A 25945-nucleotide genomic window follows, 5' to 3' on the forward strand; every position below is an offset into this window, starting at 1 on the left:
ACCGGTTCTTGCCGTCCAGACGGCCAGCCAGAACGCCACCGTCGGCTCGGCCTTCTCCTTCACGCTGCCGACGACCACCTTCACCGATGTCGACAGTGGCGAGACGCTGACCTATTCGGCAACGGCTGCCGATGGCACGGCACTTCCGGCCTGGCTGAGCTTCAACGCTTCGACGCGGACCTTCTCCGGCACCCCGACGACCGCCGGGACCTATGGCGTCAAGGTCACGGCAACCGATCTCGGCGGTCTGGCCGCCAACGAGACCTTCAGCATCGTCGCCGCGACAGCGCCTGTGACCTACAGCCTGTTTTCCGCCTCCAGCACGCCGGCCCAGACGAACCTCAATGACGGTCAGCAGCTTGAGCTCGGCGTCAAGTTCCAGTCGAACGTTGCCGGCGACATTACCGGCATCAAGTTCTATCGCAGCGCCAACGACAACGGCCAGAACGTCGTCGACCTGTGGACCTCCACGGGCACCAAGCTCGCCACCGCCACCTTCACCAACACCACGGCAAGCGGCTGGCAGACGGTGAACTTCGCAACACCCGTCACCATCACCGCCAACACCACCTATGTCGCCTCCTACCACACGACCGGTGCCTATGTGGCGACCGATGGTTTCTTCACCAACGGTGTCAGCAACGGTCCGCTGTCGGCACTGTCCAGTGCCGCCGCCGGTGGCAACGGCGTCTATGCATATGGCGGATCGGCTACTACGGGGCTCTTCCCGACCAGTACCTATGATTCAGCCAACTACTATGCCGATGTGGTCTTCCGGCCGCAGCTCGCGGCGTGAAGCATCGGACGAGGTCAGGGGCGGGTTTCGAATGAGGCCAAGATGAAGCAAATGCCGCTCGCGGCGGAGGGCCATATCAAAAGGATGCCGACAACCAAGATCGATCGGCTCCCGGTAACAGTGCTCGCCGGCTTTCTGGGAGCCGGCAAGACGACGCTTCTCAGCCACGTCCTGAACAATCGCGAGGGTCTGCGGGTCGCCGTCATCATCAACGATATGAGCGAAGTGAATATCGACGCCAGTCTCATTCGAGATGGCGGCTGCAACCTGTCGCATACGACGGAGACACTGGTTGAGCTCAGCAATGGCTGCATCTGCTGTACCCTGCGCAACGACCTGCTGACGGAAGTGCGGCGACTGGCCGAAGAGGGGCGATACGACTATCTGCTGATCGAAGGGACGGGTATCGCCGAGCCCCGCCCGATTGCGGCAACTTTTTCTTTCTGTGACGAAAACGGCGTTTCGCTCTCCGATTTTGCCAGACTCGACACGATGGTCACTGTGGTCGATGCCGCGAACCTGTTAGCCGACTACAGTAGCGTCGATCTACTTGCCGACCGTGGCCTGCAACGCGACGGTGAAGACCGGCGCACCCTCATCGATCTGCTGGTCGACCAGATCGAGTTTGCCGATGTCGTCGTGATCAACAAGATCTCGGACGCGACGGAAGAAGTCCGCGCGGAGATCCGCAAGATAGTCGCGTCTCTCAACCCGGATGCGCGTCAGGTGGAGACGGATCTCGGCAGGGTTTCTCTGGCAACTGTCCTCGATACCGGTCTCTTCGACGAAGAAAAGGCGGCCGCGCATCCTTTGTGGCATAAGGAATTGTACAGCCCGGGCCAACATGTTCCGGAGACGGAGGAATACGGGGTATCGAGCTTTGTCTACCGCACGAGGCGTCCCTTCGACCCCAAGCGGTTTCGCGCGTTCCTGGACGAGCCCTGGCCAGGGGTGCTGCGCGCCAAGGGCCATTTCTGGCTTGCCACGCGCCCGCGTCATGTGGGTCTGATGTCGGCTGCCGGGGTACAACGGCGCTGCGAACCGATGGGGCTCTGGTGGGCGGCCGTTCCGCGGCAAGACTGGCCGAGCCATCAGCAGTTTCATCAGCACCTGCAGAGCCGGTGGGACAGCGCCTGGGGCGACCGCCGGCAAGAACTGGTGTTCATTGGCGTTGGGATGGACGAGACAGGTGTACGAGCCGCATTGGACGACTGCCTCGCCAGCGCGGACCCACGCGACTGGTCAGCTCTCGAAGATCCGTTCCCGGCCTGGTAGCGCGGGGGTGCAATGTTTGCGCCACGAACGCAGTGAGGCGGTAGCTCACTACCTGCTGCCGAACGCTCTCAGTCGTCGAGATAGCGTTCGGTCAAGCGCGCCCACATCGCGGCACCCACCGTCAGGGATTTGTCGGCAAAGTCGTATTTGGCGCTGTGCAGGATCGCCGATTCCACACCGTTGCCGAGCCGCAGGAAGCTGCCGGGCTTGTGCTCGAGGAAATGCGAGAAGTCTTCACTGCCGGGGATGAGGTTGCAGAGGGTTACCTTGTCGGCACCGACGAGCTCTTCTGCGACCGCGCGGGCGAATTCGGTTTCCGCCTCCGAATTGACGACCACGGGGTGTCCGCGCGTGTATTCGATCTCCGCCGTTGCGTCGTAACCATCGGCAATCGTTTCGGTGAGCCTGCGGATCCTGGCCTCCAGCGTGTCGCGCACCTTTGGATCGAAGGAGCGGATGCTGAGCAGCAGTTTTGCGCTTTCGGGGATGACGTTCGCGGCCTCGCCGGCATGGATCGCCCCGACCGTGACGACGGCGGTCTGTGTCGGATCGATGCTGCGGGAGACGACCGACTGCAGGCTGACGACGAGGTTGCAGGCAACGACCACCGGATCGACGGTGAGGTGCGGCCGCGAAGCGTGGCCGCCCTTGCCCCTGATCATGATCTCGGCGCTGTCGGCAGCCGCCATCAGCGCTCCCGACCGCATCAGCCAGGTGCCTTCGGGCGCGCCGGGATGATTGTGCAGACCAAAGATAACGTCGAAGGGAAAGCGTTCGAACAGCCCGTCGGCAATCATGGCGGGCGCACCGCTGAGCGCACCCGCCTCCTCGGCCGGCTGGAAAATGAGATTGACGGTTCCGTTGAAGCGGCGCGTGCGTGCCAGATATTCGGCGGCACCGAGAAGGATCGTCGTGTGGCCGTCATGCCCGCAGGCATGCATCTTGCCTGCCACCGTGCTGGCATAGGGGCGACCGGTTTCCTCGGTGATCGGCAGGGCATCCATATCGGCGCGGATGGCGATGCTCTTCTTTCCGGCGCCGACCGTCATGCGCGCAACCACGCCATGGCCGCCGACATTGCGGGCCACCTCATAACCCCAGGATTCCAGCTTTTCGGCAACGAAACGCGCGGTCTCGGCCTCTTCGAAGGAGAGCTCGGGATGGGCGTGGAGATGCCGGCGGATGGCTGTCAGCTCCGCTTCCATCGGTTCGAAATCGGAGAGGCGGGCAAAATCATTGTCGAGGGACATGGCAATTCCAGTTTCATGGGCGCGGTATCGCCGGCTGGCTCACGGTAGAGCGAGCCCGCAGGGCAAGAGCATGGGGAGCCGCCGCGCTAGATGAAGCGCGACAGGAAGCTTCTGGTGCGGGGGTGCTGCGGGTTGCCGATTACATCCTCCGGCCTGCCCTGTTCCACGACCTTGCCGCCATCCATGAAGACGACGCGGTCGGCCGCTTCCCGCGCGAAGCCGATCTCGTGGGTGACGACGATCATTGTCAGACCCTGGTTTGCCAGATCCCGCATGGTGGCGAGAACCTCGCCGACCAGTTCGGGGTCAAGTGCCGAGGTCGGTTCGTCGAAGAGCATCAGCTTCGGCTTGATGGCCAGCGCGCGGGCAATCGCCACACGCTGCTGCTGGCCGCCGGAAAGCTGGCGCGGGTAGCTGTCGGCCTTGGCCGAAAGCCCGACCCGTTCCAGGAGCTTCAGCGCATTTTCGGTCGCGACTTTTCGGCTTTCGCCGTGGATGCCGACCGGCGCCTCGATGATGTTCTGCAGCGCGGTCATATGCGGGTAGAGATTGAACTGCTGGAACACCATGCCGATCTTTCGCCGCTGCAGGGCGATCGCATGGTTCGACAGCTGCAGCAGCCGGTCCTTGTGCAGGCGGTAGCCGATCTGTTCGCCGTCCACCTCGATCGAACCCTGATTGATGGATTCGAGGTGGTTGATACAGCGCAGGAATGTCGACTTGCCGGAGCCGGAGGGTCCAAGGACGACGACGACCTCACCAGGCGCGACGTCGAGATCTATCCCCTTCAGCACTTCCAGATCCGCGAAGGACTTATGGACATTGCGGGCCTTGACGAGGGGCTCGATGGTGGAGATCGCGTTCATTCGCCTGCCTCCGTTGCCTGTGCCATGACAGCTTCTTCTTTTGCCGGTTTGGCGGCGCCCGTGCGGCGATCGCTGCGGCTGTAATAGCGCTCGATATAGGTCTGGCCGATATTCAGGACCGACGTGATGAGCAGGTACCAGAGAACGGCGACGAGCAGCATCGGCACGATCTCGAATGTGCGGTTGTAGATGGACTGCACCGAATAGAGGAGATCAGCCATGGCGATGACGCTGACGATCGAGGTTGCCTTGATCATGCTGATCAGCTGGTTTCCTGTCGGCGGGACGATCGAGCGCATGGCCTGCGGAATGATGATACGGCGAAGCGCGCGAATGCGCGTCATGCCGAAGGCTTCTGCCGTCTCGAATTGGCCCTTGTCCACCGAAAGCAGCCCGCCGCGGATGACTTCCGCCATATAGGCGGACTCATTGAGCGCGAGACCGGCGATCGCGGCCGTCATCGGGCTGATCACCGAATTCGTATCCCAGCTCATGAAGGTCGGGCCGAAGGGAATGCCAAGAGACAAAGTCGGAAACAGCGTTGAAAGATTGTACCAGAAGATCAGCTGCACCAGCAGCGGGGTTCCGCGAAAGAACCAGATGAACAGCGAGGCGAGCGAGCTTGCCAGCCGATCCCTAGACATTCTCGCGACAGCCAGCACGAGGCCGAGCGCGATGCCGATGATCATTGCCACGACCGTGAGGCCTAGCGAGACGTAAAGGCCACTGATGACGGTCGGGTCGAAGAAATATTGAGCGACGACCGGCCAGCCGAAATTCTCGTTATGCGCGACGGACCAGGCCCAATAGGCGACGATCGCAAGCGTGATGCCCCAGGCCGCGACTCGGCCCTTGGGGAAGGGCCTGTGGGCATGCACCACGTCCCGGCTTCTCGCATCGCCGGAGGGCGATGCGAGTGTTTGCGTTTGTGTGCTCATTTCGGAAGCGTCCCACCGAGGTTGATACCGGGCTCCTTGATCATGTTGTTCTCAAGGCCCCATTTCTTCATGATCGTGGCATAGGTGCCATTGTCCATCAGCACCTTGACTGCATCGCGCAGGACGGGGCCGAGCGGCGAGCCCTTCGCGACGACCGCGCCCTGATAGAGGTTCTCGAAGCCGTTCTTCTGTCCCACACCGGTCAGTTCCAGCTGGCCGTTGGCCTGCGACACGAAATAGGTGAGCGGCGCCTGGGAGGAGAAGAAGGCATCCGACCGCTTGGAACGGACGGCAAGGATTGAGCTCGGCTGGTCGGTGAAGGACTGCACCTCGATCGCGCCCTTGCCATCGGTCTTGCACTTTTCGGCCTGCACCTGGATGACCTTTTCGGCCGAGCCGCCGGCCATGACGGCGATGCGGTTGCCGCAGGCGGTATCGAGCGAGGTGATGCCCTTCGGATTGCCCTTCTGCACCGAGAAAACCACGAATTCCTGCACCCAGTCGACGAAATCGTTGGATTCCTCGCGGCTCTTGAAGTCTCCGACGGGACCGAAGGCAAACTGGTAACGACCGGAATTGACACCGGCCAGCAGCGCCGGCAGGCCACCCACCGTCTCATGCTCGATCTTGACGCCGAGAACCTGACCGAGCGCATCGGTCAGATCGGCGCTGGCGCCGGTCATCTCGGTGCCCGTGACGATTTCATAGGGAGGAAACGAGCCATTGTTGACGGAGATCATCTTGCCGGACGTGCGGATCGCTTCGGGCAACTGCGCATGAAGTGCGTCGTTGACCGAAAGCTTGGGCAGGGTCGCATCTTCAGCGAAGGCCGTTCCCGAGATCACCACGCTCGTCAGAGCAAGGCATGCAATTTTCCTGATCGACATTATTTAGTTCCCCTGTTTGGTTTGAATTTATGCGTTTCGTGTTGCGCTCAACCGATGCGGCTACCGTCCACATCGAAGGAGAAGAGGTCTTCCGGCGTCATCAGCTGCGGCAGGATGCCCTGGACGTGAAGCTCGCTGGCGAAGTCGGCGATCATTTTGCGGTTGACCGCAAAGCCGCTAGCCTCCCAGCCGACTGGAAGCTCGGCCGCCGACTTCAGAAGCTCGTCCAGCATGAAAGGCGAGGTGTCGGCGTATTTGCGGCGTTTGCTCAGCCACATCTGCTGCGATTCATCGATCAGCTTGCTGAGCTCTTCGATCACCCACGGGTTCTCAGCGACGATGCCCGCCTTGATGCCGATCAGATGCATGCCGGGAACATAGCCCACATCATCGAAATATCGACGTTCAGCACCTCTGAAGTCGGAAAGGACCTGCCGGAACGGCGATCCTCCGCCGAAATAGCCGTCAGGCATGAAAGGTGTGAAGATCGCGTCCAGGAAGCCTTCCTTGAGCAGGTCGACCATGGGGCGCTCGCCGGGAGCCGCTTCAATACGGCCGGGCCGGCCGAATCCGTCCAGACGATCGACGATCGGATGCGCGTCCGTCAGGCGGCCCGCATACCACATGGCATCTTCGACGCCGACGCCCTCGCGGCGCAGCGCCGCTCTTGTCCAGGTGTTTCCGGAGTCGCGCCATCCGGTGACGCCGATGCGCTTTCCGGCGAGCTCGCCGAGTTCGGTGATAGGGCCGTCCTTGCGGGTGATGACGCAGCGGTGACGGAAGCCGCGCATAATGAAGTTCGGGATGCCGACGACGCTCTCGTCGCCGTCAATGCACAGCTGCGTATAGCGGCTGAAGGACATTTCTGCGACATCATAGTGGTCGCTCTTGCCGAGATGCGAGAGCAATGTGCCGACGCGGTCGACCGTGATGTCAAGCTTGGGAGAGGAGACATCGCCGAGAACCAGGGGCGTCATGTAGTCCCAGTCACGCAGGGCAAGTCGCAGGCTAAGGGGCATCGGCATTCACTCGCAAAGACCTTGTTTTCGGAACAATTAAATGTTCAAATTTGTCCGATCAAATGTTATTACGTTATTGAACATTAAAAGTGGTGATTAAATGAGCGATGTTGTCGATGCGGTATGGTTTGCCCAAAAATTGACCGATCGGACAATTCGGGGAATTGCAATTGAAACCAGTGCTTTGATCCGGGCCGGGGCACTTCCCGTCGGAACGAAGCTGCCGCCGATCCGCGATCTCGCCTTTGCGCTGGGGATCAGCCCGGCGACAATCTCCGAGGCCTGGAGCGAGCTGAGACGCCAGAAAATCATTACCGGCAAGGGACGGAACGGCACCTGGGTGAGCGGTGATCGTTTCGTGGCGAAACCCGAACGGCTCGGCAGTTCCGGCCGTTATGGAGCCGACGTGCTCGATCTGACATCGGCCGTGCCGGATATCAGGCTTTTGCCGAAGCTTACCGAAGCCATGGCCTACGGAGCGTCGGCGGAAAATCTCAACAGCTACGAGCGAAGCCGCATTCTTCCGGAACTCGAAGAGATTGTCCGAAAGACCTGGCCATACGAACCGGAGGCGTTCCTGGCGACGAACGGGGGCTATAACGCGGTCTACACGCTCATCCAGGCGCTCGTCATGCCCGGCGCGTCCGTTGCAATCGAAGACCCGACCGCGATGCGGCTTCTCGATATCCTGGAGGATCGCGGCGTGCAGATCCTTCCGGTCCAGTGCGATCGGGAAGGGCCTCTGCCTGCGTCTCTCCAAGCCGCAATGAAGCTGCGGCCCGTCGCCTTCATTTTCCAGCCGCGGCTTCACTCGGTAACCGGTCAGCACGTCAGCAGCGAGCGGTTGCAAAGGCTTGGAGACATTCTCGACGGTACCGACACCTTGATCGTCGAGGATGACGGTGTCGCCGATATTTCCACGGCTCCGCGTCATTCGCTCGGCGACCGGTTTGCCGACCGGACCATTCACATTCTCTCCTATTCAAAGACGCATGGTCCGGATCTGAGGCTTGCTGTGCTCTCGAGCTCGCGGGCGATCGTCGAACAGATCCAGTCCTACCGCAGCTTCAGCGCCGGCTGGACAAGCCGCATTCTTCAAGCGGCCACCGCATGGCTCCTGCGGGATCCCGCCACACAAACCTCGCTTGAACGCTCTCGCGAGGTCTATTTCCTGCGTCGGGCCGATCTGGTCGATGCCCTGGGTGAGCGTGGGATCGAGGCGCAGCATGGCAGCGGCCTGTGTGCCTGGGTGCCGGTCGCATCCGAACCCTTCGCGATGGTCACGCTGGCGGCGCGAGGTATTGCGGTTCATCCTGGTGCCAAATTTTCCATCCTTCCAAGCGCACATCTTCGCGTGGCGACGGCCATATTGTCCGATCGGGTAAACGACGTGGCCGACTCGATCGCCCTCGCCGCCAGCCCGGCCTAGTCTTTAGTGTCGCTCCAGTTATTCCAGCACTTCATGGTGTTTGGAGACGTCAGCAGATCCGCGGTACTGCGCGGCGAGCTTCCGGCAGGCGCGCAGGGTCAGGGCCATGACGGTCAAGGTCGTACCCGCTGTGCCGCCACCGGGAAAGGCGCTGGCATCGGTCACGAGAAGATTGGGCACGTCCCAGCTCTGGTTCCAGCCGTTGAGGACGGAATTTTCCGGCGAGGTGCCCATGCGCGCGCCGCCGCTTTCATGGATTGCCGCACCCATGCACATGGTCTTTCGGAACCATTTGCGGAACAGGAAACGGCTTAAGGGGTCGGCATCCGGGAAGGCCCCACGGCCCATTTCCCTCAGGCCAAGCGGCGATCCGATGAAGTCGAGCTCGCCGCCGGCACCTTTCACCATGTCGATCAGGGTCTTTTCCTGTCTGCGGATCAGCTCCTGCTCGGGCTCGTGCATGGTGCAGCGGATGTGCGGCACCGGAATGCCCCAGGCGTCCTTGCGGCTGGCATCAAGGGTAATACGATTGTCGGCATGCGGCAGCATCAGGCCGAAGCCGAAGAAGGCAAGGCTCGACGGCTCGTTGTCGCCCACCGGCGCGCGGCCGACACTGCCCTGATAGGCGAAGTCGCCGCGCGACGTCCTTCCTTCTACATTGTCAAAGCGCGGCACGAAGATCCCGCCTGACGGATTGTAGAATGGGTCCTGCGGCGCCGAATCGTCATGCGACCAGCCACGGGCGGGCGGGAAGGTGCCGAAGGCCAGGCAAGGCAACTGGTCCATGAAGTAGCGGCCGAGCGTGCCCGATCTGTTGCCAAGGCCGTTCGGGTGCTTTGAAGATGCCGAGTTCAGAAGCAGTCGAACGCTTTCGATCGGCGAGGCGCAGAGGACGACGTTTTCGGCACGCACAGCGTGAACGGCGCCGGAATTGCGATCGATATATTCTGCGCCCGTTACCCGGCCCGTCCTCGCATCCGTCGAAATGCGGCGCACGATCGCATCGTGACGGATCGTCAGATTACCGCTTGCGAGCGCCTCGCGCAGCGGGCGCGGCACGCGTTCGGCGTCCGGCGCGATATAGCGCCAGGAGACGACATGCCGCTCGGGCGCCTGGCTTTCGACGGTCTTCTTGAAGAGCTCTTCGGCCGGCGTCAGCTTGGCGGGGCGGGAATAGACGCCGTCCGGCAAGGTGGAGACATGGTCCTGGTTGCCGTAGAGGCCAAGATGGCTTTCTGCCTCGGCATAGAAGGGTGCGAGTTCGTCATAGGAGACGGGCCAGTCGACACCGCGACCACTGCGGCTCTCGATCCTGAAATCGTCGTCGCTCCAGCGCAGCAGCACGCGGCCGAAACTGTGCAGGCGTCCGCCTGCCTGCCTGCCGCGGATCCACAGGAAGGGTTCGCCGCGCGGCGTGGTATAGGGGTTCTTCCGGTCATTGACGAAGAAGCGGCTGAAGCGCTCGGTGAAGAAGGCGGCACGCGCCTGAACCGGCTGGCCCCTGATGGTTGCCCGTACCCGCTCCCAGATGTTGATGGCGCTCGCCGACGGTTTCTTGCGCGTGGGATCGAAGTCTTTCTTGCCGATCTCAGGCCCGGCTTCGAGAAGCAGGACGGATAGACCATTGGCCGTCAATTCCATGGCGGCAAAGGAGCCGGCCGCGCCGGAGCCGATCACCAGCGCATCATACACTTTCTCAGACATGTCGTTCAAAACCTGACTTCATCAATGGAATGGGGCGGCAGCGCGATCTCTCCACTGCCGGGAGAGCACGGCTCAGAGGCGATTGCCGTCCTCTCCGAAAAGAGATGCCTTGGAGAGATCAAGACCGATGCCGATGACATCGTCCGGCTGGAGCCCGAGATCGCCCATCACGCGCAGCGACAGGGTCGTGTCTTTCCAGGTGAGCCAGACGATCGTATCGGAGCCCATCGGCTCCAGGACTGAGACGGTTGCCAGAAGCGCGGCGTCCCCGGCATCCGGGCGAATGCCGAGATGCTCCGGACGCACGCCAAGCGTTGCAGGCCCTGGTTTCGGCGCAGAAGCGAAGCCGTAGTCGGTCATATCGAGGACAAGATCGCCCGCCTTAAACAGCACCTTGTCGCCGTCCCGTTCGATGCTGCCCTGGATGAAATTCATCGAGGGGGCACCGATGAAGCCGGCTACGAAGAGGTTGACCGGCCGATGATAAATCGCTGCAGGCGTGCCCAACTGCTGGATCACGCCGTCCTTCATGATGGCAATGCGGTCGGCAAGGGTCAGTGCCTCCACTTGGTCATGGGTGACGTAGATCATCGTGTTGCCGAGCTGCTGGTGCAGCTTCTTGATCTCGACGCGCAGTTCGTTGCGTAGTTTGGCATCGAGGTTCGACAGTGGTTCGTCGAACAGGAAGACGTCGACTTCGCGTACCAGCGCGCGGCCGATCGCGACACGCTGGCGCTGGCCGCCGGAAAGCTCGGCCGGGCGGCGGTCGAGCAGCTTTTCAAGATGGAGAAGCGATGCCGCCCGCTCGACCCGGCTGTCGATCTCCGGCTTCGGCAGGCCCGCGACCCTGAGGCCGAAGGAGAGGTTCTTGCGCACCGTCATGCGCGGATAGAGCGCATAGGACTGAAACACCATGCCGATGCCGCGATCCTTCGGCTCTTCCCAGGTAACGTTTTCTCCCGAGATCCAGATTTCTCCGTCGGTGATGTCGGAAAGACCGGCGATCGCGTTCAGCAGTGTCGACTTGCCGCAGCCGGACGGACCGAGCAGGACGAGGAATTCCTTCGGCGCGATATCGAGCGACATTTGCTCGATCACCGTATGGTCGCCATAGCTGATCTTCAGGTCTTTGATGGAAACAGCAGAATGCATCGGCTTATCCCTTGACGGCGCCGGCCGCGATCCCGCGGACGAACCAGCGTCCGGACAGGAAATAGATGGCGAGCGGAATGATGGCAGTGAGGATGGTGGCCGCCATGTTGACGTTGTAGTTGCGCTCGCCCATCGTCGTGTTGACGATGTTGTTGAGCTGTACGGTCATCGGCAGATTGTCGCGTCCGGCAAAGACGACGCCGAGCAGGAAGTCGTTCCAGATGCCCGTGAACTGGAACATCGAGGCGACGACGATCATCGGAAGCGCCATTGGCAGCATGATCTCGATGAAGATCCGCCAGAAGCCGGCGCCATCGACGCGCGCTGCCTTGAAAAGCTCTTCCGGGATGGTGACGAAGTAGTTGCGGAAGAGCAGCGTCACCAGCGGCAGACCGAACAGCACATGCACGAGAATGATGCCGCCAAGGCTGTTGTAGAAGCCCATCACCGCCATGGCCCGCACCAGCGGATAGAGAAAGATCTGGTAGGGCACGAGCGCCCCGGCCATCAGCAGGCCGAACATCAGTCGTCCTGCCTTCGGGCGCCAGAAGGACAGTGCATAGCCGTTGACCGCGCCGATCAGCACGGAGATCACGACAGCTGGCACGGTGATCTTCACCGAATTCAGGAAACCCATGCGCACGCCGGTGCATTCGCTGCCGGCACAGGCGCCGGCCCAGGCCGTCTGCCAGGCGGTAAAATCCAGGCGCAGTGGCAGCGCGAAGATCTGTCCCAGCCGAATCTCGTCCATGGTCTTCAGCGACGTGACGATCATCACGTAAAGCGGCACGGCGAAGAACAGCGCAGCGGAGATGAGAAAGGCATAAAGGCCGATGCGCGCTACGGTGATCTGCGTCGGCCTGGGGCCACGAGGATGGGTCATAGCGTACCTGCCTGCCGCCGGGCGCGGATATGTTGGGCATAGCGGAAGGGCGCGACGATGATCAGCACGGTCAGAAGCAGGATCGTCGCCGCGGCCGTCGCAAGGCCGAGATTCTGGCGCTGGAACAGATTGTCCATGATGAATTTCGCGGGTACCTCGGTCGCCGATCCCGGCCCGCCATTGGTGAGCGCCACGACGATATCGTAGGTCTTGATCACGCCCATGGAGAGCAGCGTGCCGGCCGCCGCAAATGCTGGCGTCAGTTGCGGCAGGATGATCGAAACATAGGTGCGCCAGACAGGAATGCCGTCGATGCGGGCTGCGCGCCACTGCTCGCCATCGATGCCGCGCATGCCGGCCAGCACAAGGATCATGACGAGGCCGGCACCCTGCCAGAGGGCCGCGATCACCACCGCATAGATCGCAAGGTCCCGGTTGATGATCCAGTCGAAGGTGAAACTCTGCCAGCCAAGCGCACGCACGCTGGCCTGCACACCGAGCGTCGGGTTCATCATCCATTGCCAGATCAGGCCGGTGACGACGAAGGACATGGCATAGGGATAGAGAAAGATCGTCCGGAAGGCGCTTTCGAAGCGCACCTTGCGATCGAGAGCGGCGGCAAGCAGGAAGCCGACAAACAGGCAGCCGAAGACGTAAAGCACGCCGAAGATGATCAGGTTCTGGAAGGAGACCAGCCATTTGGCGGTCTGAAACAGCTTGGAATATTGTTCGAACCCAACGAAATTCCACGATGGGAACAGCCGCGAATTGGTGAAGGAGAGGGTCACCGACCAGACCATGGTGCCGAGATAGACGACGACCACCGCAGCCCAGGTCGGGATGAGAGCGATGAGCGCCGCCTTAGAGCGGTTATGCTTCCGTTTCATCAGAGCGTCTTTGCAAGAGGCTTCGAAAGCCGCCTGCACCGGTGTTGCGGGGCAGGCGACAGGCTTGTCGATCTTACTCGAAGATCGCCGCGAACTGCGCGACCGATGCATCGATATCGGCGGACGGATTGGCCCAGTACTCGCCGATGAAGTCTGTCAGAGCGCCCACCTGCTCCGGCGTCGTGGTGATGGCGTGTTCGGGAACGATCTTGCCGTCGGCCATGAAGGCCATGCCTTTCTGGGTGCAGGCGTCGAATTTGGACTTGTCGACATCGATGCGGGCGGGGATCGAGCCCTTGTTGAGCGAGAACTCGACCTGAACTGCGGGGTCCATGACGACCTCGGCCAGCAGCTTTTGCGCTGCGTCCTGGTTGGCATCGTTCGTCTTCAGGTAGCCGAAGGCGTCCGCGATATAAATGAGGCCAGGGGAGGCGGGGGAAATGGCGCAGCCAAAATCCTTGTCGGCGACTTTGCCGGCTGCCGTGAACTCGCCCTTGGCCCAATCGCCCATGAACTGCACGCCGGCCTTGCCGGTGATGACCATGGCGGTCGCGTCGTTCCAGTTGCGGCCGGCAGAGCCTTCGTCGACGTATGTGCGCATCTTGCCGAAGATCTCGAGCGCCTTCTTGACACCGTCGGAGGTCAGGGCTGCCTGATCCTTTTCAGCATAGATCTTCATGAAGCCGTCCATGCCCACCTGGGACAGGAGCACCATGTTGAACACCTTCACCTCCTGCCAGCCTTGGCCGCCCCAGGCAATGGGCGTCAGGCCCGCGGCCTTCAGCTTGTCCATGTCGGCGAAGAAGGCGTCCCAGTCTTTGGGCTCTTCGGTGATCGCGGCTTTGCTAAAGGCGTCCTTGGAATAGAACATCCAGCTTTCACCGTGGATACCGGTCGGCGTCAGATAAACTTTGCCGTCATAGGTGATGTAATCATAGAGCGCCTTTGGAAGCGCATCCTTCCACTTGCCGGCTGCCGCCACGTCATCCATCGGGTTCATCAGGCCCTGCTCGATGAATTCGGCCGGGTCCTTACCAACGACGACTTGCTTGGCCGTCGGGGGATCGCCGGCGACGAGGCGGTTCTGGAATGCGGCATTGGCATTTTCGAAGCCTGCAATCGTGGAGCTCTCCCATACGCCGCCGCGCTTTTCGAATTCCTTCTTGATGGCGTCGACGGCGCGGCCTTCGCCACCCGATGTCCAGGAGGTGAAGACCTCGGCCTTCAGTTTGTCGTCAGCATTGGCAAGGCCGGCAGCGCCAAGCAGGATTGTGCCGGCAAGCAGCATCGTCATTCTCTTCATTGTTCCACCTCTTGAATAGGCCCTCTTTGCGGAGCCGTTTGGTTGCAAGGATCGGTTAGCGATAGATCGGCAGCAGCGCCTGCCGTACGAGTGTCAGGCCATTGGCGATGTCGCCGACGGGATCGGCTGCGGCGTCGAGTTCCAGGATTGCCCAGCCGCTGAACTGGCGATCGCGAAGCAGGCGGATCCAGGCCGGCCAGTCGACGCGACCAAGGCCGAAACCACAGAAGAAGGGACGGTGGCGCTCGTGGATGTCTGCGCCGATCGGCGTGTCGGCCGGCATTTTGCCGATCGCATCCTTCCAGTGGGCGATGATGACGCGCTCATGGTGTCGATCGACGAGCTGGATCGGATCGGAGCCCTCGAGAATGATATGAGCCGTGTCCGGGCACATATGTACGTAAGACGGGTCCGTCAGCAGCATCAGAAGATCGACGTCGCGGGCAGCGGCAAAGATGGAATGTGCTTCCGTATGCACGGCGAGCTTGACGCCCTTCTTGTAAAGGATGGCACCTAGCCGATTCAGGAAATCGGCGATGACCTTGGCTTGGTCGAAATCGCGAAAATGCACTGGCTCTTCGCCCGGTGTCTGGCGCATTGGCACACCAATGACCATGACGTCGCCGCCGCAGGCCTTGATGAAATCGGCATATTGTTCGGCCTTGGCGATGATGGCTGCCTGTGCGGCAGCCTCGGTAAAATCGCCGGAAGCCTCCAACTCCGCGAAGAAGCCGGAAGCCAGTTGAAGTCCGCGAGCGGAAAGCTCGGCGCTGAATGCCCCCACAGACCCGTAGGTCTTGATCGCGTCCTGCCAGTTGAAGGGGGAGAAGGTGAGCTCGACGCCGGTCACGCCCGAGGCTTGTACGCTGTCGAGGATCTTGTCCCAGAACTGCCGTGGCTGATCCTTCGCATGTTCGACGATTGCGTCATAGCTGTCGACGCCCCAGAAGCCCGGATGGAAGAAGGTGACCAGGTCGACACCAAAACGCAGATTATCGCTCACGGCCATTATTCAGTCCCTCCATTCAGACATAGCTCATCCGTCACGAGAGGCACCTCCCACGTCGAATTTTATTCAGAGAATTCAATGTATTGGCAATTGGCAATCGATTGCCATGCCTGGATATTAGTCAAGCCGATAAAATATGCAACGCTTTTCTTCGAGTTTTTGGCAATCGTTTGCTATAACGGGACTCGCGAGCCGAACAGGGTTCGGTTGCGCTGGGCTAAGTGGATGGAATGATGAAGAAAACTGTAGAGAGCCTATCCACAGAGGGATCATCTGCCTTGATGGCCGACGTCGCGCGCCTTGCCGGTGTGGCGACGTCCACCGTCAGTCGTGCTCTGGCCAATCCAGGGCGAGTCAACGAAAAGACCAGGGCAAGGATTGCAGCGGCAGCCGAACAGCTTGGCTACACGCCCAATGCCGCGGCCCGCAACCTGCGCATCGGCAAATCCAACGTAATCATGATCATCTTGCCGGGCTCGCTGCATTACGGCGCGTCCCAGATCATCCCCCAGGTTCTGGAGGCTGTAAATCGCACGGTCATCCGCAATGGCTATAATCTGATGATCGCCAACCTCGACCGCGACGAAAGTTCCGAGCGGCATATCCTCGATCTTGCCTTCGGAGGGACGGTGAGGGGGGCGCTGATCCTGTCGTCGCAGTTGCCGGTGGTCGCCAACAGGTCGCTTGCCGAGGCGGGGCTGCCGATCGTCTCGCTTTTGCTCGACATGAGCGACACTTCTGTTCCAAGCATCATCACCAATGACAGGCAGGCTGTGAAAGAGGCGGGCCGGGAGCTTCTGGCGCTCGGGCACCGCCGCTTCTTCTACATCGCCGGTCCGACGGGAAACTATCACGACATCGAACGCTATGCCGGTCTTCTCGAAGCCCTGCACGAGGCAGGACTCTCCGAACAGCATGTAACGCGCTCAGGTGGACAGTTCACCTTCCAGTTCGGTTTCGAGACGGGTCTGCAGGCGGCCGAAGACTTTGCAAGGCTCGATGAAAAGCCGACCGCCGTCGTGGCGACGAGCGACGATATGGCAATCTCCTTCATGAGCAAGGTTCAGAAGATGGGATGGCGTGTGCCTGAAGACCTGTCGATCGTTTCGTTCGACGGGTCTCCGGTCTGCGAATATTGCGCGCCCCCGCTCTCGACGATCAAGCAACCCATGGAGGCTCTCGGAGAGACCGCGACAGAATTCCTGATTGCCAGGATGGAAAAGTCGGATGAGATGCGGGAACTGCGCGTTGTGATTCCGAGCCGGTTCATTCGCCGTGAAAGTATCGGAGTGAACTCAAAGTTTGCGACATGAGCTTACTTTGACAGGAAGACGCATCCTGACCACTAAGCGCGACCGGGCTTCGGCTGAGCTACAGATCGGGCGGCCCAGGCAGAGATTTTCGTCAAGCCTTTTCCTGCCTTTGGCACGTGAGGGCGCCATCCCGGATGCCGGCAAGCTGGTCGCTCTGGCGTTAGCCATGAACAGCGATTGAGACACCAGCCGCAGCACCGATCAGTGCAGCTCGATATTCACGTCCGCGAGCAGCGGTTCCAGACCGGGAAGATCTGCATCCGTCGCCCTGCGCAGCTCCCGCGTAACCGCCGTCAAGGCCAGGTCGAGAGACTGAGCGCCGAGTTCGATCTTCAAATCTTCCGCTAGCGCCCTTGCATAGGTGATCATTCGAGCCAAAGCCACCAGCTCGTCAAGATTATCCATATCTGCCGCCGCTGCGTGCTGAAGCTTTCCCGACCCTATGACCGTCATATCAATTCTCCAGATTGCGTAGATGACCATAGGGACAGTTCGGTACTAAAGTGCGTGAAAAACGCGTGAAACACTTTATGGGTGCAATGGGATCTAAGCCTTTGAGCGGGCTAGTTGTTCTGACCAAAGCGTGGTTTTCCTGAATTCCCAATGGCGATTTCTGGACACGCGCTGATTAGCTGCGCCGCTCACAGCTTCGAGAAGCGCCAGAGCATCGATCCGCTTCTGATCGACCGTGCGGGCCTTCAGCATATCCAGCCAATACTGCTTCTGGGACGCCGGTATTGCCGCACATGCGCGAACGATGAGAGCCCAGCTTCTCTTCTTGAAGAAGAGGTTTGCAGCGGTTTGTTCGAGAGCCAGGCGAAAGGCTTTATCGAAGAACTGCAGTCGCTCCATCTCGTCCAAAGTGCTTCTCACATTGACCATTGGCACGGTCAGTGCATTGCCGCCCAGCTCCATCGGCTCGTGCAGAAGCGCGACATCGGCGTCGTCGACGATGGTTCCGCTGACATAGTCGTTGAAAATCCGTCCAACGCCGATCATGCCAAACGCTTGGCATTCGGCGGCACGCAAGGCGCCCATGCTGGCGGCGCCCAGCACCGTGACATCGAGCGAGAGCGCAAAGAGGATTTCCTTATGCCAAACCGGCGCGGTATTTTCAAAGCCGCCGTCAACCAAGCCTATGACGTTGGCGCCATCTTCCACCGCTCTTAACACATCGCCCTGAACAGCAGGTGGCCGGAGAACGATGTCGCCTGAGGCGTGGCTTGCCGCATCCGGCAAACTCGGGCCGATAAAAACGACCTTCACCAGCGCATCGCCCTTGCAAGGGCACGTTGGCCGAAACAATGGAGCCTGTTGCCCTCGGGGTTCTCAAGATCGGGTATGAACATCTTCACTACCGAAAATGGTAGGTTCGCAGGCGTCAGGGGGAGGGCAATCACTGAGCCGATTCCGCTGGCGCGAAATCTCGTCAGCAGTTCGTGCAACAGGACCGATATGTTCCCTGCTGGTCTTGTGATGGCGGCCGCAGATACCGGCGCGGGGACGGCAAGAAAGGCGCTACGGGTCTGCGCCGGAAGAGGCGTCGTGAACAATTCAGGCCAGACATCGTCACGGGCGCCGCTGATATAGGTCAGTCTCGACTGAAGCGCTTCCGTCACGGCTCGGATTGCCGCCCGCACGGCCCAGGGATGAGCGCCGCTTCCTCCGGTGACCTCAACGAACCGGAGCGGCGCCTTGCTGTTGACCGCTGATGGGGCGACGAGCGCGGTATAGCAGGGAATACCGATATCGCTCGTGATGTCGAAAAGTTTCACGACAAGCCCGGCCGCCTCGATCCTGTCGATCAGGCCTGTAAGCGCGGCGTCGGCAAAACTTCTCGGATCGACACAGCATGCATCACGCTTGGCATCGCTGACGATCTGCCACAGGACGTGGGCATCGCGCTCGATGCGCTCCAGGATGCCATGAAACATTGCCTCCTCCAGGGTATTGCCCGAGGCAAGTCCATCAGACGACATCCAGAAACGGTTATGTCTCGTTCGGTCGAGGACGGCGGCATCCTGCGGAACATGGATCGGCTGGTCGTGCAGCAACTCGGTTGCCAGGCTCCAGGCCAATTCCTCGTCTTCGCCCACGACCTGTTCGCCGCTTGCGATTAGGCAATCGAGCGGTTCGGCGCGATCGCCCCGGCGTCTGAGGTCTCGTGCCGACGACACCGTGGTGACGGTGATGGGGTCGCCCGCCACCGCACGTTCCAGGGCCTCCATCGCCGCCGAGACTTTGGCGTCGATATCCTCAAGTCCCTTGCCTTGGGCGATGACAATGGAGCGGGAGTTCGGCGTATAGGCGCACCAGACCGGAAGACCGACACAATCGAGATCGGTCTGTCGTGACAGGCGCGTGATGCCCATCGCCTCTAAATAAAGAGCGACACGGGACAACGTGTCCCGCGGCGCAATCGTTCGGTCAGAATAAGGATCGGAATGACCGGTCAGCGTCGCTCGCCTTCAGCCATCCACGTGGCCGGAGAAAACCGTCTGCGCTGACGAGACGGCGACCGCGAAATCGACATTCTTGATCAATGTGCCGCCGGCCTCTCGCTGCTTGACGGCTGCGGCCAGGTCGGTGCCTGCTGGCACCTGCAGTGGTGTCACAGTTCCCGCGTCAATGTCCACCAGCCAAAGTCCCTTGTCGCCCGATACACCCAATACAACAACTTTTGCCATCATATTCTCCGTTAGGTTTTTGAAAATCCGGCCTTGAAAAGACCGTCCCGGTAAAGCTCTTTTTGCCACTGCTCCTTGAAGGGCACCAAGGCGAGCCATTTCTCGACCTCGAAAGCAGGGTTGAGCATTTCGGCGCGTTGCCGATAAAACTGTGCCCGTTTTCGATCGCCGATCATCGCGCAGCTGGCTGCCGCGATGCGGTAGGCCGGTGCCTTGTCTTTCATTTGATCGACATAGGCGAGCGCCTCCTCGTAGCGTTCAAGGAAGTAGCTCGCCCCGGCCGCGCACCAGAGATAGGCGTCGGGTGCGATCGGATTGAGTGAGATCGCTTTCTTGATTTTCTCGAGCGCATCTTGCGGCCGCGACGCATGGACCAGCGTATCCGCATGGCTGTAGATGACGTCGGCATAATGCGGGCTGAGGCTTTCGGCGAGCTCAAGTGCCGCAACACTGTCATCGACAGCACCCTGGTAGAGCTTCGTCACTCCGAGTTCTCGATGCCCGGCTGCCGATTCTGAATCTCTTTCTATCGCCCGGAGCGCCTGATCTTCCGCAAGCTTCAGCAGGGCGGGATCGCCTTGCGTGGTCAACAGCCACTCGCTGGTGAATGTCCGCGACAGGCCTGTGAAAGCAGGGGCATAGTCCGAAGAAAAATGCAGTGCGCGCTTGAAGGATTTCCGTGCACGCCGGATATCCGGCAGGCTAAGCTTGGTGAGCAGGCCGGCGCCGACGAGATAGGCATGATAGGCTTGCGGGTCAGCCTCGTTGCGAAGGCGAATGCTTTCGTTTCGCCTCAATTGTCCCGAAACGGCGTCGGCAAGTTTCTGGGCGATCAAGCGCCTTTGCGTCGGCAGCGTCTCGACGGCCATTTCAAATCGGGCTGCCCACAAAATCTCGTCGGTCGGGAAATAAATGAGTTGCGCATAAAGCCCTTCTCCAGAAAGCCGTGTGTCCAGGAGGTAGGAAATCGAATGCCGTTGAACGATCGTGGCCTTGTCGGAGTCGCGGCGGATCTGCTCGGCTGTATGGGGTGCGACGACGGATATGTTGCGTAGCGCGCAGAGCTCTATCGTGACATCCTCGATAAGGGCGTCGGCAATTGCCGCCTGCCGCGTCAAGGCCGGTGCGCCTGGAGGCAAGAGAACAAGCCGTGGCGCTGGTGTCGCGGTTATGATCTGCGGCAGGGTGGTGTCTTGTTGCTCCGCGATGCGGCTGCTTGCGACTGCCACGGATCGCGTCGCCCGCAGGTGGCTTTGCGAATGATCATCCGCCGTGCCGCGAAGGATGGAGCGGATCTGCTCGTCGTTGGGAAAGGTTTCAAGAAGTTGAAGTCCCGAGCGGCGCAGAAGGCGACGTTCCTCATCATCGCGAATATGATCCGCAGCCCTGACGAAGATATCCCTCAGGGTGAGCACATGCAGCTGCCGTTCGCGCTCGATCCATCCATCGATCGCCTTGGTTGATGCGCTGAGACCGGGAATGAAGCCACGTTGCACAAGGTCGCTGACGACGGCCAGTTGCGCCACTGGCTGCTTTTTCGTTCGCAATATGTCGAGATCGACCGATATGGCGGCCTTGTTCAGGGTGACGAAAGGCGGCCCGAAATTCAGTATCTGTTCGTCGGATACGGTCGTTGTATCGCGAATGCGTGAAATCAGCTTCCGCAAATTGAGATCGGCAAGATGATCTCCGGTCTCGTTCCACAAGAACCGCGCAAGCTCTTGTCGGCTGCGCTGATGATCCGGCGAGCAACACAGATAGGCCAGCATCACCAGAGCCTTGACCGGATAGCGGATGGGCGCGCCCAGGCCATCTGTCAGTCGCAACTCGCCAAAGGTCTGGAGATGAATCACGAAAAGTCCTCAGGCGCCGGCCTCTGGATGGGTGACGTTATCAATGTCAGAAGTCGTGTTCCTGGCAAGGCTCTTGGCCAGGGCGATGAGCTTCTGCCTGATCTCTGGGCTCTCGATCGCCATGAAGGCGCGATTGAGAGCCTGGGCATCCTTCGACATCAAAAAGGCATTCACGTCATCACGGCCGTTGCTGACAAGGCTGTAAGCGGCAGGCTCGGTGTGATTTTCGAAGAAGAATTGAACGGGTACGCCCAATGTTTCGGCGATCGTTTGCAGCCGGCTCGCGCCAATGCGATTTATGCCTTTTTCATACTTCTGGATCTGCTGGAAGGTGACGCCGATCCGTTCGGCAAGACCGGCCTGCGATAGCCTGAGCAGCTTGCGGCGCGCTCGTACTCTGCTGCCGACATAGACATCAATCGATGTGGGCGATTTGGCCTTCATGGCTGGTACCTCCGATCATGGAATGATCATTGCGAGGTTTGCGCAAAAATGCAACCGAAAGTAATATAATAGTTTTTATGATAGGCGTCGCGGCGGATGCGTGAGCTATTTGGGGCACCAAACCTGTGCCAAGCCCAAGAGCGTGCACGGAGCAGCATGGCACGTATTGACCGGTTGGGGCTTGGCGAACCGGTTACCGTCTCTTGCGCCGCCTCTGCTTGTTTGAATGAATAGCGCCTTCCTTGACGATTAAATCCTAGCTTGTGCAACAAGCGAGAAGGTTGCCACTCCTTCTCGTTGTGCTGGATGTCTGAGATTGCGACGACGGTGCTTATGCTTTGCTCTTGTGAACGACCTCCGCAATCGTCACCTTCTTTGGGATCAGCCTAAGTTGGAAGAAGGTGTCGGCGATCGCCTGCTGCTGGGCGACGACGGAATCATCGAGGCTCTTGACGCCGTAAGACTGGCGCTCGAGCGCCTTGACGAGAACCGGTTCAGGAATGCCGACCGAAGGCGACAGTTCCGAGGCCGCAGCTGCGGTGTCGGACTTGGTCCATTCGTCGATCTCGGAGATCGCATCGATCAGGAGACCGATGACGGGCGCATGTCCATCGACCAGTGTCTTCGTGCCGAGATAGAATTGGTGATTGGGAACGATGCCTTCACCATTTCGGAGCTCGCGTGCCTCGATCGCCACTTCCGCAGCAGCCTGGAAAGGATCCCAGATAACCCATGCATCGACCGCGCCCTTTTCGAAGGCTGCGCGTCCGTCGGCCGGTGCGAGGAATGAAGGCTCCACGTCCTCATAGGTCAACTCAGCCTCTTCGAGCGCCTTGACCAACAGATAGTGTACGTTCGATCCCTTGTTGAAGGCCACCTTCTTGCCCTTGAGCTCGGCAACGGACTTGATGGGACTATCCTTCGGGACAAGGATGGCTTCCCCTCGTGGGGCAGGCGGTTCGTGAGCGATATAGACAAGCGGAGCATTCGCGGCCTGAGCGAAGATCGGCGGCGTTTCCCCGGTCGATCCGAAATCGACAGCACCGGCGTTCAATGCCTCGAGGAGCTGAGGGCCGCCTGGAAATTCTGTCCATTCAACCTTGTAGTCGATGGCTTCCAGTTTCTTTTCCAGTGTTCCTTTGCCCTTCAGGAGCACCAGGGTTCCGTATTTCTGGTAGCCGATACGAATGACCTTGTCGGCCGCGCCGGCTACTCGGACATGTGTTAGGGGTGTCGCGATGGCGCCTGCGACTACCGCTGTAAACGCTCGTCTTGTGATCTTCATCATACTCTCCGGACTAGGACGAGGCTAAATTAAAGTATCTCTAGATATTTACTAGAATATCTGTACCCAAAGACACGCCTGTCCCGAGTTGGCTTTTTCATTCTCGCCTGCCAGCGAGCAAAAGACCCGCATTCGAACCAGGGCAGAGCAAGGTCTCGCGCTGGCAAAGCGATCCCGTTGCACTCGGCTACATCTCTATCTGATCGCCTTGACCTACGCTCCTTCCACTGGCGGCGGCGAAGACTGTCAAATGGGTTACTGCGGCTATCGCGACAATTGAAATGGCTGCCTGCCGCGCTAGTTTAAATTGTCAAGCTGTTGGCGTCGATGCGTCTGGACGCGATGCGCATGCCGCCAGCTCCGCTGTGACTGAAGACACGGACACACCTGAATGATGACCGTCTCGGGAAACGTCCAGGAAAAAAGAGATCGCGATCATGTGCCCAACCGTTCGAATGACGCATGCCTGAAGATGCTTCATCGCCGCTGGGTTGACCTCATCATCGTTCGATGAACCGCCACACGGGGGTAGAAAATGTCCAAGCATGAACTGGTTGTCGTGGTGACGCTTGCATCTCTGTTTGTGGTTCAGGCTGCCCATGCAGACGGTCCGGGCGGTGTGGCCCGTGGCCTGAAGACGGCGCCGGTATTCAGCTATATTTCCGAAAAGCGCCGGACTGCAGCACCTTTTGCGCATGTGATGTTCTGCGCCCGAAATCCGGATGAGTGCAAGGCTCGCGGCGACCTGTCCGAAGTCTCCTTGAGTCCCCTTGCGGACAAGCAGCTTCATGCCGTCAACACCTCGGTCAACCGCTCGATCCGCCCGGTGGACGAACGGCCCGATCAGGGCGATGTCTGGCAGGTGAATGTCAAGGCAGGCGATTGCGAGGATTTTGCGCTGACGAAGCGCGACCATCTCATCGCCATGGGTTGGTCGGCGAAGGCACTGCGGATCGCCGTGACCAAGACACCCGCCGGCAAGGGCCACGCGGTTCTCGTCGTCAAGACCGATCGTGGTGATCTGGTGCTCGACAACCGCATGAATGAGATCAAGAGCTGGACGGATACGGATCTTCGGTGGCTGATGATCCAGTCAGGCGATAATCCGCGGATATGGTACGAACTTTAGATGCATCTGCATGTGTGATCTCCGGCCCGTATGGGCACGGATCAGCGGCCACATAGTACTGCTCGCCGGCCTGAAAATCGCATATCCGAATCCCTCGATTTCGGCCCGGACCAGTAGATACTCGCTTACATCGACGGTGTCACAAAGCTTCGTCAAAACAGCAGTCTCAGTCATCAATCAACCTCGGAAATTGGAAAGCCGGCAGCCAAGGAGATCGGCTGCCGACCGCTCGCTTATATGCCTGAGCTCAGGCCGCTGCACTCACCAGGCCGTTTAATTCAGTAAATTTGCTAGCCATCTGCCAAGGGGTGTTTCTCTGTTGCTGCAGCGCTCCAGATATTAGCGAGGCGCAGGCATGTTGATGCCAGGAAGCGCCAATTGAGGGAGACGTTCCATGACTGCACCGCATCCTCCGAGAACTCATATCGGCAATCATCCCCTGCATCCGGAAACCCAGATGCTGAACTATGGCTATGATCCGGAACTCTCCGAAGGGGCGGTCAAGCCGCCCGTCTTCCTGACGTCCACATTCGTGTTCAACTCCGCCGAAGACGGTCGCGATTTCTTCGATTACGTCTCGGGTCGGAAGGAGCCGCCGGAAGGAAAAGGGGCAGGCCTTGTCTATTCGCGTTTCAATCATCCAAACAGCGAGATCGTCGAAGATCGACTGGCGGTGTACGAAAAAGCCGAGAGCGGCGCGGTATTCTCATCGGGAATGTCCGCCATCGCAACGATGCTGCTCGCCTTCGTCCGTCCGGGAGATACAATCCTCCACTCACAGCCGCTTTATGGCGGGACGGAAACCTTGCTTGCGAAAACCTTCCTCAATTTTGGCGTTTCCGCAGTCGGTTTTGCCGATGGCGTCAGTGAAGTCTCGGTAAAGACAGCGGCCGAGGAGGCAATGGCCAAGGGCCGTGTCTCTGTCATCCTGATCGAGACGCCTGCAAACCCGACCAACAGCCTTGTCGACATCGCGATGATCCGGCGGATTGCCAATGTAATCGGTCAGAAACAGGGCCATACGCCTGTCGTCGCCTGCGATAACACGCTCCTTGGCCCGGTCTTCCAGCGCCCGATCGAGCATGGCGCGGACATTTCCCTCTACTCCCTGACCAAATATGTCGGCGGCCATTCGGATCTGATCGCCGGGGCAGCGCTTGGCAGCCGGGCGCTGATCAAGCAGGTGAAGGCGCTTCGCGGCGCAATCGGCACGCAGCTCGATCCGCATTCATGCTGGATGCTCGGGCGTTCGCTTGAAACGCTTCAGATCCGCATGGAGCGCGCCGACAGCAATGCCAAAGCGGTGGCGGACTTCCTCAGGCAGCATCCCAAGGTCGAAACGATCCACTACCTGCCATATAGCGATCCCGATTCCGCCGTCGGCGGGACATTTGCGGCCCAGTGCAGCGGCGCCGGTTCGACATTCTCCTTCGATATCAAGGGTGGCCAGCCGGCCTCGTTCCGGTTTCTGAACGCGCTGAAGATCTTCAAGCTTGCCGTCAGCCTCGGCGGAACGGAATCCCTGGCATCGCATCCGGCAACCATGACGCATTCGGGCGTGCCGGCCGAGGTGCGCCAGCGCATCGGCGTCCTCGATGCAACGATCAGGCTATCGATCGGTATCGAACATCCAGACGACCTCATTGCCGATCTCACCCTGGCGCTCGATGCAGCATAAGCCTCGTCGTCAACTCGCAACCGTATTGGGCCGCTCAGCGCCGGCCCGATATCGCTCGGCTGACGTGTTCGGGATTTGAGATGCAGACAGTGCCGCCACAGCCATCCCCTTGCGACCATCTGTTACTGCCCATCGATCGCGAGACACCTGTGAATCCT

24 protein-coding genes are annotated in these 25945 nt (G+C 60.0%); 6 read left to right on the forward strand and 18 right to left on the reverse strand.

Features of this window, described 5'->3' with window-relative positions; translation table 11 throughout:
- The coding region (locus FHT87_RS31055) for a DUF4082 domain-containing protein (RefSeq protein WP_246699542.1) at positions 1-796 on the forward strand (796 nt) is incomplete at its 5' end.
- Between the two features lie 51 nt (positions 797-847).
- Positions 848-2071: a GTP-binding protein gene (locus FHT87_RS00150; protein ID WP_183800931.1), complete on the forward strand. Its 1224-nt coding sequence runs from the start codon at positions 848-850 to the stop codon at positions 2069-2071.
- Between the two features lie 68 nt (positions 2072-2139).
- Here the strand turns inward: FHT87_RS00150 and FHT87_RS00155 are convergent, their stop codons facing one another.
- From FHT87_RS00155 to FHT87_RS00175, 5 genes are all read right to left on the reverse strand, one after another.
- A complete protein-coding gene (locus tag FHT87_RS00155) occupies positions 2140-3321 on the reverse strand; it encodes a M20 aminoacylase family protein (RefSeq protein ID WP_183798484.1) in 1182 nt (393 codons plus the stop codon).
- 86 nt (positions 3322-3407) lie between these two features.
- Positions 3408-4187: an amino acid ABC transporter ATP-binding protein gene (locus FHT87_RS00160; protein ID WP_183734155.1), complete on the reverse strand. Its 780-nt coding sequence runs from the start codon at positions 4185-4187 to the stop codon at positions 3408-3410.
- Positions 4184-5125, reverse strand: a complete 942-nt coding sequence (locus FHT87_RS00165; RefSeq protein ID WP_183798487.1) for an amino acid ABC transporter permease — start codon at positions 5123-5125, stop codon at positions 4184-4186. Before FHT87_RS00165 ends, FHT87_RS00160 begins: the two co-directional genes overlap by 4 nt.
- Positions 5122-6012 (reverse strand): ABC transporter substrate-binding protein, encoded by an 891-nt coding sequence (locus FHT87_RS00170; RefSeq protein ID WP_183734151.1) that lies wholly within the window; start codon positions 6010-6012, stop codon positions 5122-5124. The genes FHT87_RS00165 and FHT87_RS00170 overlap by 4 nt, the downstream gene beginning before the upstream one ends.
- A 47-nt stretch (positions 6013-6059) precedes the next feature.
- Positions 6060-7031 carry a nitrate ABC transporter substrate-binding protein gene (locus FHT87_RS00175; protein WP_183798490.1) on the reverse strand — a complete coding sequence of 324 codons (972 nt, stop codon included), beginning with the start codon at positions 7029-7031 and terminating at the stop codon, positions 6060-6062.
- A gap of 100 nt (positions 7032-7131) precedes the next feature.
- On the opposite strand from FHT87_RS00175, the gene FHT87_RS00180 reads away from it, so the two are divergent.
- Positions 7132-8460, forward strand: a complete 1329-nt coding sequence (locus tag FHT87_RS00180; protein ID WP_183798494.1) for an aminotransferase class I/II-fold pyridoxal phosphate-dependent enzyme — start codon at positions 7132-7134, stop codon at positions 8458-8460.
- A gap of 18 nt (positions 8461-8478) precedes the next feature.
- Here FHT87_RS00180 and FHT87_RS00185 read toward each other — a convergent pair whose 3' ends face one another.
- From FHT87_RS00185 to FHT87_RS00210, 6 genes are all read right to left on the reverse strand, one after another.
- Positions 8479-10164 carry a GMC family oxidoreductase gene (locus FHT87_RS00185; RefSeq protein WP_183798497.1) on the reverse strand — a complete coding sequence of 562 codons (1686 nt, stop codon included), beginning with the start codon at positions 10162-10164 and terminating at the stop codon, positions 8479-8481.
- A 72-nt stretch (positions 10165-10236) separates the two neighbouring features.
- On the reverse strand, positions 10237-11316 hold the full coding sequence (gene ugpC / locus FHT87_RS00190; RefSeq protein WP_183798500.1) for a sn-glycerol-3-phosphate ABC transporter ATP-binding protein UgpC: 1080 nt from the start codon (positions 11314-11316) through the stop codon (positions 10237-10239).
- A gap of 4 nt (positions 11317-11320) precedes the next feature.
- Entirely contained in the window at positions 11321-12199 is an 879-nt protein-coding gene (locus FHT87_RS00195; RefSeq protein ID WP_183798503.1) for a carbohydrate ABC transporter permease, read from the reverse strand.
- Positions 12196-13086 (reverse strand): sugar ABC transporter permease, encoded by an 891-nt coding sequence (locus FHT87_RS00200; RefSeq protein WP_183798505.1) that lies wholly within the window; start codon positions 13084-13086, stop codon positions 12196-12198. The genes FHT87_RS00195 and FHT87_RS00200 overlap by 4 nt, the downstream gene beginning before the upstream one ends.
- Before the next feature lie 73 nt (positions 13087-13159).
- On the reverse strand, positions 13160-14389 hold the full coding sequence (locus FHT87_RS00205) for an ABC transporter substrate-binding protein (protein ID WP_183798508.1): 1230 nt from the start codon (positions 14387-14389) through the stop codon (positions 13160-13162).
- A gap of 55 nt (positions 14390-14444) precedes the next feature.
- The gene (locus FHT87_RS00210) at positions 14445-15398 is read right to left on the reverse strand and encodes a sugar phosphate isomerase/epimerase (RefSeq protein WP_183734136.1); all 954 of its coding nucleotides are present in this window, start codon (positions 15396-15398) and stop codon (positions 14445-14447) included.
- A gap of 281 nt (positions 15399-15679) precedes the next feature.
- On the opposite strand from FHT87_RS00210, the gene FHT87_RS00215 reads away from it, so the two are divergent.
- Positions 15680-16711, forward strand: coding sequence for a LacI family DNA-binding transcriptional regulator (locus FHT87_RS00215; RefSeq protein ID WP_183734134.1), 1032 nt, complete (start codon positions 15680-15682; stop codon positions 16709-16711).
- 201 nt (positions 16712-16912) lie between these two features.
- Here the strand turns inward: FHT87_RS00215 and FHT87_RS00220 are convergent, their stop codons facing one another.
- The 7 genes from FHT87_RS00220 to FHT87_RS00250 form a co-directional block, all read right to left on the reverse strand.
- Positions 16913-17194: a hypothetical protein gene (locus FHT87_RS00220; RefSeq protein ID WP_183734132.1), complete on the reverse strand. Its 282-nt coding sequence runs from the start codon at positions 17192-17194 to the stop codon at positions 16913-16915.
- A 63-nt stretch (positions 17195-17257) separates the two neighbouring features.
- Positions 17258-17977 carry a TfuA-like protein gene (locus FHT87_RS00225; protein WP_183734130.1) on the reverse strand — a complete coding sequence of 240 codons (720 nt, stop codon included), beginning with the start codon at positions 17975-17977 and terminating at the stop codon, positions 17258-17260.
- Positions 17974-19131 carry a YcaO-like family protein gene (locus FHT87_RS00230; RefSeq protein WP_183800934.1) on the reverse strand — a complete coding sequence of 386 codons (1158 nt, stop codon included), beginning with the start codon at positions 19129-19131 and terminating at the stop codon, positions 17974-17976. The genes FHT87_RS00225 and FHT87_RS00230 overlap by 4 nt, the downstream gene beginning before the upstream one ends.
- 48 nt (positions 19132-19179) lie before the next feature.
- Positions 19180-19398 carry a hypothetical protein gene (locus FHT87_RS00235; protein WP_183734128.1) on the reverse strand — a complete coding sequence of 73 codons (219 nt, stop codon included), beginning with the start codon at positions 19396-19398 and terminating at the stop codon, positions 19180-19182.
- 11 nt (positions 19399-19409) lie between these two features.
- Complete coding sequence (locus tag FHT87_RS00240; RefSeq protein ID WP_183734126.1) at positions 19410-21251, reverse strand: peptide antibiotic resistance protein; 1842 nt, start codon at positions 21249-21251, stop codon at positions 19410-19412.
- A 9-nt stretch (positions 21252-21260) separates the two neighbouring features.
- Positions 21261-21695: a helix-turn-helix transcriptional regulator gene (locus FHT87_RS00245; protein WP_183734124.1), complete on the reverse strand. Its 435-nt coding sequence runs from the start codon at positions 21693-21695 to the stop codon at positions 21261-21263.
- A gap of 331 nt (positions 21696-22026) precedes the next feature.
- Positions 22027-22980, reverse strand: a complete 954-nt coding sequence (locus FHT87_RS00250; protein ID WP_183800937.1) for a sulfonate ABC transporter substrate-binding protein — start codon at positions 22978-22980, stop codon at positions 22027-22029.
- A 535-nt stretch (positions 22981-23515) separates the two neighbouring features.
- Here FHT87_RS00250 and FHT87_RS00255 point away from each other — a divergent pair.
- Both FHT87_RS00255 and FHT87_RS00260 read left to right on the forward strand, forming a co-directional pair.
- Entirely contained in the window at positions 23516-24109 is a 594-nt protein-coding gene (locus FHT87_RS00255; protein ID WP_183798511.1) for a transglutaminase-like cysteine peptidase, read from the forward strand.
- Positions 24110-24503: 394 nt separating this feature from the next.
- Complete coding sequence (locus FHT87_RS00260; protein ID WP_183798514.1) at positions 24504-25787, forward strand: cystathionine gamma-synthase family protein; 1284 nt, start codon at positions 24504-24506, stop codon at positions 25785-25787.
- Positions 25788-25945: the final 158 nt, after the last annotated feature.

Source organism: Rhizobium sp. BK316 (assembly GCF_014193695.1).
Lineage (GTDB): Bacteria > Pseudomonadota > Alphaproteobacteria > Rhizobiales > Rhizobiaceae > Rhizobium.